The 9779-nt window shown below is 62.9% G+C and carries 10 protein-coding genes; 5 read left to right on the top strand and 5 right to left on the bottom strand.

Annotation, left to right across the window (positions count from 1 at the left end; genetic code table 11):
- The first annotated feature begins 149 nt into the window (after positions 1–149).
- From ABID44_RS18555 to ABID44_RS18535, 5 genes are read left to right on the top strand one after another with little or no spacing between them, the layout of a single operon-like run.
- Positions 150–665, top strand: a complete 516-nt coding sequence (locus ABID44_RS18555; RefSeq protein ID WP_354153159.1) for a PhnD/SsuA/transferrin family substrate-binding protein — start codon at positions 150–152, stop codon at positions 663–665.
- Positions 666–682: 17 nt separating this feature from the next.
- On the top strand, positions 683–1471 hold the full coding sequence (phnC, locus tag ABID44_RS18550; protein ID WP_354153156.1) for a phosphonate ABC transporter ATP-binding protein: 789 nt from the start codon (positions 683–685) through the stop codon (positions 1469–1471).
- Positions 1468–2274 (top strand): phosphonate ABC transporter, permease protein PhnE, encoded by an 807-nt coding sequence (gene phnE, locus ABID44_RS18545; protein WP_354153155.1) that lies wholly within the window; start codon positions 1468–1470, stop codon positions 2272–2274. The genes phnC and phnE (ABID44_RS18545) overlap by 4 nt, the downstream gene beginning before the upstream one ends.
- Complete coding sequence (phnE, locus tag ABID44_RS18540) at positions 2271–3077, top strand: phosphonate ABC transporter, permease protein PhnE (RefSeq protein WP_354153154.1); 807 nt, start codon at positions 2271–2273, stop codon at positions 3075–3077. The genes phnE (ABID44_RS18545) and phnE (ABID44_RS18540) overlap by 4 nt, the downstream gene beginning before the upstream one ends.
- A 24-nt stretch (positions 3078–3101) precedes the next feature.
- Positions 3102–3947 carry a TIGR01459 family HAD-type hydrolase gene (locus ABID44_RS18535; protein ID WP_354153153.1) on the top strand — a complete coding sequence of 282 codons (846 nt, stop codon included), beginning with the start codon at positions 3102–3104 and terminating at the stop codon, positions 3945–3947.
- Between the two features lie 60 nt (positions 3948–4007).
- Here ABID44_RS18535 and ABID44_RS18530 read toward each other — a convergent pair whose 3' ends face one another.
- The 5 genes from ABID44_RS18530 to ABID44_RS18510 form a co-directional block, all read right to left on the bottom strand.
- Positions 4008–4766, bottom strand: coding sequence for an iron ABC transporter ATP-binding protein (locus ABID44_RS18530; RefSeq protein ID WP_354153152.1), 759 nt, complete (start codon positions 4764–4766; stop codon positions 4008–4010).
- A complete protein-coding gene (locus ABID44_RS18525; RefSeq protein WP_354153158.1) occupies positions 4763–5743 on the bottom strand; it encodes an iron chelate uptake ABC transporter family permease subunit in 981 nt (326 codons plus the stop codon). The genes ABID44_RS18530 and ABID44_RS18525 overlap by 4 nt, the downstream gene beginning before the upstream one ends.
- Positions 5744–5753: 10 nt before the next feature.
- Entirely contained in the window at positions 5754–6692 is a 939-nt protein-coding gene (locus ABID44_RS18520) for an ABC transporter permease (RefSeq protein ID WP_354153157.1), read from the bottom strand.
- 96 nt (positions 6693–6788) lie between these two features.
- Positions 6789–7694, bottom strand: coding sequence for a siderophore ABC transporter substrate-binding protein (locus tag ABID44_RS18515; protein WP_354153151.1), 906 nt, complete (start codon positions 7692–7694; stop codon positions 6789–6791).
- 251 nt (positions 7695–7945) lie between these two features.
- Positions 7946–9779: FUSC family protein (locus ABID44_RS18510; protein WP_354153150.1), on the bottom strand; the 1834-nt coding region annotated here is incomplete at its 5' end.

Below are 9779 nucleotides of genomic sequence, written 5' to 3'. Positions count from 1 at the left end.
GGCACAAATGACGGAGCAATTGGCGGCGTAGAAACCAACCCGATCCACCTTAGCCAAGCCGCCAAGCTGTCTCACCAGACGGGTCCACCTCAAAGATCGACGGATCGCTGGGCTACAAGCTGCAACTGATCGTTCCGGCCGATAGCGACATCAAGTCGGTCGAAGACCTGAAGGGCAAGCGTGTCGCCCATGTCGCGCCCTCGTCCAATTCAGGCGACACCGCACCGCGGGTGCTGTTCAAGCAACTCGGAGTGACCCCCGGCGAAGATTACGAGATCATCTATTCGGGCAAGCATGACAACTCCATCCTCGGTGTAGCGAACGGTGACTATGACGCCGCCCCTGTCGCTGACAGCGTCTTGATCCGGATGACGGATCGCGGTCTGGTCGACGGCGACGCGTTGCGCGTGGTCTATGAATCCAAGCCGTTCCCGCGCACCGGCTATGGTTATGTCTACAATCTCAAGCCGGAACTGGCCGAGCAGATCGTGGCTGCGTTTCTGGACTTCGACTTCATGAATTCCAGCCTGTTTGAGGAGTTCAAGGACACCAAGGGCTTCACCCGGGTCGATTACAAGGAAGACTGGATGAACGTCGTGGCGATCCAGCACGAAACTGGGGCAACCTATGACGAGTCGGGTCTCTCGACGCTGAAGGCGGAATGAACCCGGAAGCCGGTGGAATGACAAAGCCGCTTCTGGAGATCGCCGGGCTGACGAAGGACTACGGAACCGGGCAACGGGCGCTCGATTCCGTAAGCTTCGCCATAGAAAGTCCGCAGCTCGTCGGCGTCATCGGCTCGTCGGGAGCCGGCAAATCCACGTTGATCCGCTGTATCAACCGGCTGGTCGAGCCCACTTCGGGCTCGGTCCGGCTGATGGGAACGGATATCCCTCCGCTTTCCCGGGCGGGACTGCGACGCATGCGTCGCCAGATCGGCATGATCTTCCAGGAATATAATCTGGTCGAGCGGCTGACGGTGATGCAGAACGTGCTGACCGGGCGGCTGGGATATGTCAGCTTCTGGACGTCGCTGCGTTATCGCTACGGTGAAGAGGAAATCCGTCACGCCTACGCCCTGCTGGATCGGGTGGGATTGAGCGGATTCGAAAACCGCCGGGCAGATGCGCTTTCGGGCGGGCAACGGCAGCGGGTCGGCATCGCCAGGGCATTGATGCAAAGGCCGAAGCTTCTGCTTCTGGACGAACCCACAGCAAGCCTCGACCCCAATACTTCCCGGCAAATCATGCAACTTGCCCGCGGCGTGATAACCGAAGAAAAAATGCCGGCTCTGATCAACATCCATGATGTGGCGCTGGCCCAGGCGTTTTGTGACCGCATCATCGGCATGCGCAATGGCCGTTTGGTCTTCGATGGCGATCCGGCCGATCTCACCCGCGACAAGCTGGCCGACATCTATGGCGGCTACGACGATAATCCGGCGCCGATCGCGCAAGAGGAGCCGGCATGAGCGAACTATCGCCAACGACATCTCCTCGTTGGCGACCGCCGACGATATTCGGCAGCCACCAACTGCGGACGATATTCCTTGTCGCGGTCGCGCTTTATCTGGTCTGGTCACTTTCGACCCTGCAATTCGATAGCCAGCGGGTGCTGCGCGGCTTCGTACGTGCGGGGGATATCTTCGCCCGCATGTTCCCGCCGGATTTTTCGCGTTCGAAAATTCTGATCAACGGGATGGTGGAAAGCATCCAGATCGCCATCGTCTCGACGGTGCTGGGAATCATCATCGCGGTGCCGATCGGCATCTGCGCCGCCCGCAATCTTGCGCCGCGCCCTGTCTATCTTGCTGCGCGCGGCCTGATTGTGCTGGGCCGCACCTTTCATGAGCTGATCATCGCCATTTTCTTCGTCAAAATGTTCGGCTTCGGCCCTCTCGCAGGCGTGCTGACGCTGAGCTACGGCTCATTCAGCTTCGTGGCCAAGATGCTGGCCGAGGATATCGAGAACATGAAGATGGGGCCTGTCGAGGCCCTGCGCGCCACGGGCGCCGGTTTCCTGCAAGTGGTATGGTTCGCGGTGATGCCGCAAGTGCTTGTGCGCCAGATTGGCATCCTGATCTACCGTCTGGATTCCAACCTGCGCCACTCCACCATCATCGGCGTCGTCGGCGCGGGCGGCATCGGCCAAACCCTCTCGGCGGCTTTCAGCAAATATGATTATGATTTCGCCTGCGCGATCCTGATCTGCATCGCCGCGCTGGTCGCGCTGGGGGAATTCAGCTCCGACCACATCCGCAGGAGGCTTCGGTGAGCCAGCGTCCCGCCACCTATCCTTCCCGCTATCGTCGCTATACGGCCCGCGAGAAAACCGTCCAGTGGCTTTGGACCGTCGCCTGCGCGTTGGCCGTCGTATGGGCCATGCGGGCCATCGACGTGGAGTGGGCGTTCCTGGCTGACGCTCACCTGCAGGCGCTGGACATGGCCGAACGGTTGTGGCCGCCACGCTGGTCTTACGCCTCACAGATATGGCAACCGCTGGTCGAGACCATCCATATCGCCACGCTGGGCACGATGGCCGCCGTGGTGCTGTCAATCCCGGTCGCCTTCATCGCCGCCAGCAACACCGCCGGTTACCGGGTGGTCTGGTTTATCGGCCGAACCATCCTTATCCTGTCGCGCTCGATCAACACGGTGATCTGGGGCCTGTTGTTCGTCGCCATCTTCGGCCCCGGTCCCATCGCGGGCATCTGCGCGGTGACGGCACGCTCGACCGGCTTCATCGCCAAACTTGTGGCCGAAGCCATAGAGGAAGTGGACTATGGCCAGATCGAAGCGGTGGAATCCACCGGGGCCAGCAAGTTGCAGGTCCTGGCGTCGGCGATCTGGCCTCAGGTGCAACCGGTGCTGATTGGCACGTCCATATATCGCTGGGACATAAATGTGCGCGAGGCTTCGGTTCTGGGCTTTGTCGGCGCTGGCGGGATTGGCCTGCAATTGAACGCCTCGATCAACGAGTTCGCCTGGAACCAGGTTCTGCTGATCCTTTGCGCCATATTGGTTCTGGTTATCGTCAGTGAATTCGTTTCCGCCCGCGTGCGTGCAAAGGTGTCGTGAGTGATGTTGGACAGCCTACCTTGCATGATCGAGTCGGTCGATGAGATTTCCGGGCGATATGACGGCTATCTGGTCGACCAGTGGGGAGTGCTCCACGACGGAGAGAATGTTTTCCCAAAGGCGCTTTCCGCCCTCTCCCGGCTGAAAGCAGCGGGAAAGAGGGTGATCATCCTGTCCAATTCAGGCCGCAGCGGCCGTGAAAACATGCAGTCGATGCAGGAGATGGGCATCAGCCCGGATCTTTATGAGCGGGTGCTTTCCGCCGGAGACGACGCCCTCGATGCACTGATTGGCGAGCGCGATGCGGCATATCGCGGGTGGGGACGCCGCATATGGCTGTTTGCGCGCGACCGGGATCGGCCGGACCTGCTCGATCACGGCTATGAACTGGCCGCAACGATCGCCGAAGCCGATTTTCTGTTCGTGCAGAGCATGCCGGCCTTGCCTGCGCCGCCGCCGACCTGGATCGACCAGTTGCGCGAGGCCCGAAACCATTCGTTGCCCCTGATCTGCGCCAATCCGGACCTCACACGCGTCAAGGGCGCTGGGGAAGTTGTGGCCGCGCCGGGCATGCTCGCTGAACTGTACAGCGAAATGGGGGGACAAAGCCATTATCACGGCAAGCCCTGGCCACGCATCTATCGTACCGCGCTGAAGCTTCTCGGCCTGCCGTCGCATCGGGTTCTGGCGATTGGAGATTCACTGGTGCATGACATGCGCGGGGCCCGCGGGGCAGGCATCGACAGCCTGTTCGTGGTGAACGGTGTGCATCGCGAACGGATCGACCTCTCCCGTCCCGACACCCTGCACGCCGAGCTCGGCTCCTATCCGCAGGACAGGCCGGAAGCGGTAATCCCCAATTTCGCCTGACGGAATGCGGCTCTTCCTCACAATGAACGGCCGTCCCTGACGAGTGGGCCGCCTCCGCTATCAACCGTAGAACAACGTGATGCGGCGGCCGTCGATCTCGCGCACGTCGATATCCATGTCGTAGATCGCGCGCAGGCTTTCGGGGGTGATCACTTCTTCCGGCGTTCCCTGCCGCACCATTTTGCCGTCGCGCATGGCGACGATGTGGTCGGAATACCAGGAGGCGAAATTGATGTCGTGCAGGACGAGCACCACCGTCTTGCCCAGCTCGGCGGCGGCGCGGCGCAGCAGCTTCATCATGCTCGCGGCATGTTTCATGTCGAGATTGTTGAGCGGCTCGTCAAGCAGCACGTAGTCGGTATCCTGGCAAAGGACCATCGCCACGAACGCCCGCTGGCGCTGGCCGCCCGACAGTTCGTCGAGGAAGCGATTGCGCAGGTCGTTCAGGTTCAGATAGTCCAGCGCGCGGTCGATATGCCCCTTGTCCTCGACCGTCAGCCGCCCCTTGCTGTGCGGGTAGCGCCCGAACGACACCAGGTCGTGCACCGTCAGGCGCGCGGCCATGTGGTTGTCCTGCCGAAGGATCGACAGCCTCCGCGCCAGCTTGTCGCCGGGCGTGTTCGCGATATCGAGCCCCTCCACGGTGACGCTGCCGGCGTCCATGCCCATCAGCCGGCTCACGAGGGAAAGGAAGGTCGATTTCCCCGCGCCGTTGGGACCGATGACGGAGGTGACGCCGCCCGAGGGGATGGTGACGGTGACGTCGTCGACGACGGGAGTGGCGCCGTAATATTTCTTCACCCCAGTAGCGATGATCATCTGGCGGCGCCCCGTATGATGAGAAAGATGAACACGACGCCGCCGAGAAACTCGATGATGATGGACAGCGCCGTATCGAAGGCGAACACCCGCTCCAGCAGGGTCTGGCCGCCGACGAGGCAGATGACCGACAACAACACCGCCGCCGGCAGGATGTAGCGGTGCCGGCTGTTGCCGACGAGACCGTGCGCAAGGCTGGCGACCAGCAGGCCGAAAAAGGTGATCGGCCCGACGAGGGCGGTCGAAACCGCGACCAGGACGGAGATGATCATCAGGATGACGATCACCGTGCGCCTGTAGCTGACGCCCAGATTGATGGCCTGAGCGCGCCCCAGCGAAAGCACGTCGAAGCAGTGCCCCATTCGCCACAGCACCAGCAGCGCGAGGCAGACGATCGCCCATGAAAAGCCCAGCAGCGTGGGGTCTATCCGCGAAAAGCTGGCGAAGAAGCTGTCCTGCAACACCTGGAAGGCGTTGGGATCGAGCATTCGCTGCATGAAGTTCGAGAGGCTGCGGAAGAACACGCCGAAGACGATGCCGACGAGGACCACCAGATGCAGGCTGCGCTCCTCGCCCAGGAACAGCCAGCGAAACAGCAGTCCCGAAAAGCAGATCATCAGCAACACTTCCATCCCGAAACGCAGATGCGGGTCCATCAGCGCGAACATCCTGACGCCGAGGAAGAACACGATCGAGGTCTGCACGAGAACATAGAGCGCGTCGAAGCCCATGATCGACGGGGTCAGGATGCGGTTGTTGGTCACCGTCTGGAAAAGCACCGTCGAGACCGCGACGGAGCAGGCGACGAGCAGGAGCCCCGCCAGTTTCTGCATGCGGAACTGAAGCACGAAGGCCCAGTTGCCGCGGACGCCCAGCGTCATGAAGCAGACGATACTGACCGCCGCCAGGACGCCGAGGAGCGCCAGCACGATGGCGGGCCGGGTGAGGCCGGACAGTGCGGGGGCGGTCCCCACCATGGGGTTTGTTTCACGTCGCACCGGGACGCCTCCTCAGCAGCAGGAAGATGAAGACGCCGCTGCCGATCACGCCGACCACCACGCTGATGGGGATCTCGTAGGGGTAGCGGACCACCCGGCCAAAGATATCGCAGGCGAGCACGAAGGCCGCGCCGCCGATCGCCACCCAGGGAACGGCCCGGCGCATGTTGTCGCCGAGGATCAGGCTGACGATGTTGGGAACCACCAGCCCCAGGAATGGGATCGAGCCGACCGAAACGAGGCAGACCGCCGCCACCACCGAAACGATGACGAGACCGAGCAACATGACCTGCCGGTAATTAATGCCGAGATTGGTGGTGAAATCCTTGCCCATGCCGGCCACGGTGAAGCGGTCCGCCGCGATGCAGGCGATGGCGGTGCCGATGAGCCCGAACCAGAGCAGTTCGTAGCGCCCGCGCAGCACGGCGGAGAAATCGCCCATGCCCCAGGCCAGCAGCGAGGGCAGCATATTGAAGCGATAGGCGAGGAAGCTCGTCACCGCGCCGATCACTCCCGCCAGCATGATACCCACGAGCGGAACGAGGACCACGTCGCGCAGCGGCACGAATTTCAGCAGGCGCAGAAACAAAAACGTGCCGAAAAGCGCAAAGACGGCCGCCACGCCCATCTTCGCCATGACCGGCCAGCCCGGAGCAAGCAGCGTCACCACGAGGAAGCCCAGCATGGCGGATTCCGTAGTGCCGGTGGTCGATGGCTCGACGAAGCGGTTGCGGACGATCATCTGCATCACCAGCCCGGCGATGGCCAGCGAAGATCCAGCGAGGAGGATGGCGAGCGTGCGCGGTATCCGGCTGATGAGCAGGATCTGGGCGGCGCGCTGGTCCGGGTCAAGCGAAAACAGCGTGTGCAGCGACGCATCGGCCGCGCCGATGAAAAGGCTGATGACGGCCAGCACAGCCGTCACCATTATGCCGAGGATGAGTGAATACACGTATGTCGCCTGCGGTCGTGCGGTCTTGTGGACCTGTCCGGCGGCGCACCGCGGGCAGGCCGAAACCGGCGGTTACTGCGCGCTGTATCCTGCGATCACCTGGTCGAGCAGCACAATCAGTGCGTCGTAGCCGTGCATGGTGACGTAGGAGGCCTGCGGGTCGAGGTAGATCACCCTGTCGTTCTTCCAGAAATTCGTCTGGTGGATCAGCTCATTGTCCAGAAGCTGACGCGCCGAGCCGTCATTGCCGACGCCTGCGTCGCGGTCGACGACGAAGAGCCAGTCGGGATTGGTCTGGAGCAGATATTCGAAGGTGATCGCGTCGCCGCCATGGTCGCGATCGTCGACATTGTCGAAGACGGACGGGATGTTGAGCTCCTTGTAGATCCAGGACACGCGAGACTCCGGCCCATAGATGCCGATCCGGTTGCCGTTGGTGATGATCACCAGGCCGGCGCCCTTGCCCGCGGCGGCTGCGCGCGCCTCTTCCACTTTCGCGTCCAGCGCGACGATCAGTTCGGCTGCGCGATCGCTCTTCCCGAAGATCTTGCCGAAAGTGGTCAGATTCGCCTTCACGCTGTCGATCAGGGCGGCGTTGTCGACCGATACGTCCAGAGTCGGCGCGATCCGGGAGAGCGTCGGATAGGCGGTGCGCGAACGTCCGGCCACGATGACCAGATCGGGAGACAGCGCCGCGATACCCTCGATGTCCGGCTCCTGCAACGAGCCAACCTTGACCATGTCAGCGCTGACCTTGTCGGCAAGATGGCCCGGCACGTTCGAGCCGGGCACTCCGGCCACCTTGACGCCGAGTGCGGTCAGATTGTCGAATGCGGCCCAGTCGGTGACGACGACGGATTGCGGTTGCCCCTCGATGCGCGTTTCACCCTGTCCGTGAGGTATGATGAGGCTTTGTGCTATCGCAGGGCTTGAAAACGCCAGCATGGCTGCGAGGCCGAGTGTGAAGAGATTTATCATCGGATGATCCCGGACGTGTCAAACAGCAACCAATTCCTTGGTGCGAATGATGCTGATGGTGCAGTGATTGAATGGAATATTTCTCTCATATCATTTCTCTGGCGACCGTCAACAAACGTGAGTACGCTATTCATCTTTTGGAGTCTTGTCGGCGGGCGGCGGCGAGGAAGCTGGCGGCCGGCGGACCGGTCGAGAATTTCGAGCCGCCTGCCATTCCGGCCTGTTTCCCGAAACAGCAGACATTCCTCAAGCTATTCCACAGCACGGTTCCCGGCGTAAACGAGCGAGTCATGCAGGTTCTGCATTTCCGTCCTCAGGAATTCCGGCGCATTGGAAAGCGGCGCGGGCCTGGTCCCGGCACGAATGGCGTCCGATAAGGCCGTCAGCGCACGGTCGACTTCTTTCTCGCCATCAGGGCCAAACAGGGAGCGGGCCATTTCCGGGGCCGCTTTGGCCCCGGCATTCTCCAGCGACCAGCATGTGGCGAGCACGCGGTAGGCGAGGCGCTGCGCGGCCACCACCGCCGGCCATGAGCGCTCGGCGACATCACGATGCCACGGCGTTGCGCCAATGGCGGCATCATAGGTCTGGAGCAGAACGATGGTGCGGTGCTGGAGATCGCGACGTGCCTGCCGGGCTCCGTCGGTGGCGATCTCGCCATTGGCGGCAAGGCCTGCCGTCGTCCTCAGCGCGGCCAGCGTATTGATCAGTTCCTGCGGAATACGCACCGCCACGGCGCGCGGCGTCGTCAAGGCCAGCACCACAAGCCCGATCCCGCAGCCGATGAAGGTGTCGGTGCCGCGCACCCACAGCATGTGGCCGACATCGGGCACGGGATGCCCGCCCGCGGCGATGGTCAGCGCCGCCGCCGTGATGAACACGACGGCCAGCGCATAGTTGCGGATCACGGTCATCTCGATGATGAACTGGACGAGCATGAGGGTCAGCACGAGCCAGAGCCCCTGGGGATGGATCGCGAGGATGACGCCGGCCACGATGAGGCCGACCATGGTGCCGCTTGTCCGCTCGACGCCGCGTTGCAGGCTGCGCGCCCAGTCGAGGCCTTGGTGAAGCATCAGGACCGCCGCCGCCATTGTCCAATAGGCGCGTTCTAGGTCGAGCGCGGCGGCGATCGCTCCGGCGATTGCCGTGGCGACGCCCACGCGGGCCGCCACGAGGAGCGGCGGCGACCACGGCCGCAGGCTTTCCTTCAGCAATTCCGAAAATCCGTGGTGGCCGAGCGGGACATGGCCAGGGTCGGTGTGTTCGCCATCGTTTCCGCTGTCCAGCGCCTGCGCTGCGAGCGAGCGCGCCTTGTCAGCGAGAACTGAAAGCGAAAACCCCGCATCGGCAGTGGCGTTGACGACGCTGACGAAGATCAGGTTCAATTCCCGGTTGATCGCGCGCAGACGGCTGAGCGCCCCGTCTGGTCGAGGCCGGGCCGGCTGATGCGTCACCAGCGCCGTCCACGATTCGTGCATGGCGAGCGCCGCCGTGTGGCGTGCGCCGTCCTCGCCGGGCGCGCCTGCGGCCTCCACAAAGCGCGCGACGGCTCGCGCTGCGGCCGTCACCGCCGCTCTTTCCGGTCCTCGCGGCGACACAAGCGCCCCCGCCATATGGGCCAGCCAGGCGAACGCTCCTCCTGCGAAGACCAGAAGGCCGATCTGTAAAAGGGTCAGATGGCCGGTAGGCATTCCAGTGCCGGCCGCACAGGCAACCGCGAACATGTAGGCGCCCGGCGGTCCGACCCGCAATGCGTTGCACAGGAATGTCGCCACCATGGCGATGACGACGACAGTAGGCACGACCAGATATGGCAGTTCCGCCGCCCATACGCCGGCTGTGACCGCCACGGTGAAGGATGACGCGATCACCGCGAGATAGGTGGCGCGGTTCAGATAGGGACGGTCGCTGCCATAAAGTGCGGTGAAAGCGCCGATGGTGGCCATCAGCCCGGCGGTGACGTCGCCCGCTAGCCAGCCGACGAAAACTGGCCTGACCCCATGGGGTGGTCCGGTTTCAGTCTTAATGCATGATGGGCTTTTGGGCCATTGTCTGGGCAGATGATGGCGCTGACCCGCGTGG

Source organism: Aquamicrobium ahrensii, from assembly GCF_040545755.1.
GTDB lineage: Bacteria > Pseudomonadota > Alphaproteobacteria > Rhizobiales > Rhizobiaceae > Mesorhizobium > Mesorhizobium ahrensii.
This window is presented reverse-complemented; position numbering and strand designations above follow the sequence as displayed.

What these genes read in the sequence shown, in the direction of transcription:
- ABID44_RS18530 (WP_354153152.1), bottom strand. Translation starts at nt 4,766, where the DNA reads ATGATCATCGCTACTGGGGTGAAGAAATATTACGGCGCCACTCCCGTC.
- phnC (WP_354153156.1), top strand. Translation starts at nt 683, where the DNA reads ATGACAAAGCCGCTTCTGGAGATCGCCGGGCTGACGAAGGACTACGGA.
- phnE (WP_354153155.1), top strand. Translation starts at nt 1,468, where the DNA reads ATGAGCGAACTATCGCCAACGACATCTCCTCGTTGGCGACCGCCGACG.
- ABID44_RS18525 (WP_354153158.1), bottom strand. Translation starts at nt 5,743, where the DNA reads ATGGTGGGGACCGCCCCCGCACTGTCCGGCCTCACCCGGCCCGCCATC.
- ABID44_RS18515 (WP_354153151.1), bottom strand. Translation starts at nt 7,694, where the DNA reads ATGATAAATCTCTTCACACTCGGCCTCGCAGCCATGCTGGCGTTTTCA.
- ABID44_RS18520 (WP_354153157.1), bottom strand. Translation starts at nt 6,692, where the DNA reads ATGGTGACGGCTGTGCTGGCCGTCATCAGCCTTTTCATCGGCGCGGCC.
- ABID44_RS18535 (WP_354153153.1), top strand. Translation starts at nt 3,102, where the DNA reads ATGATCGAGTCGGTCGATGAGATTTCCGGGCGATATGACGGCTATCTG.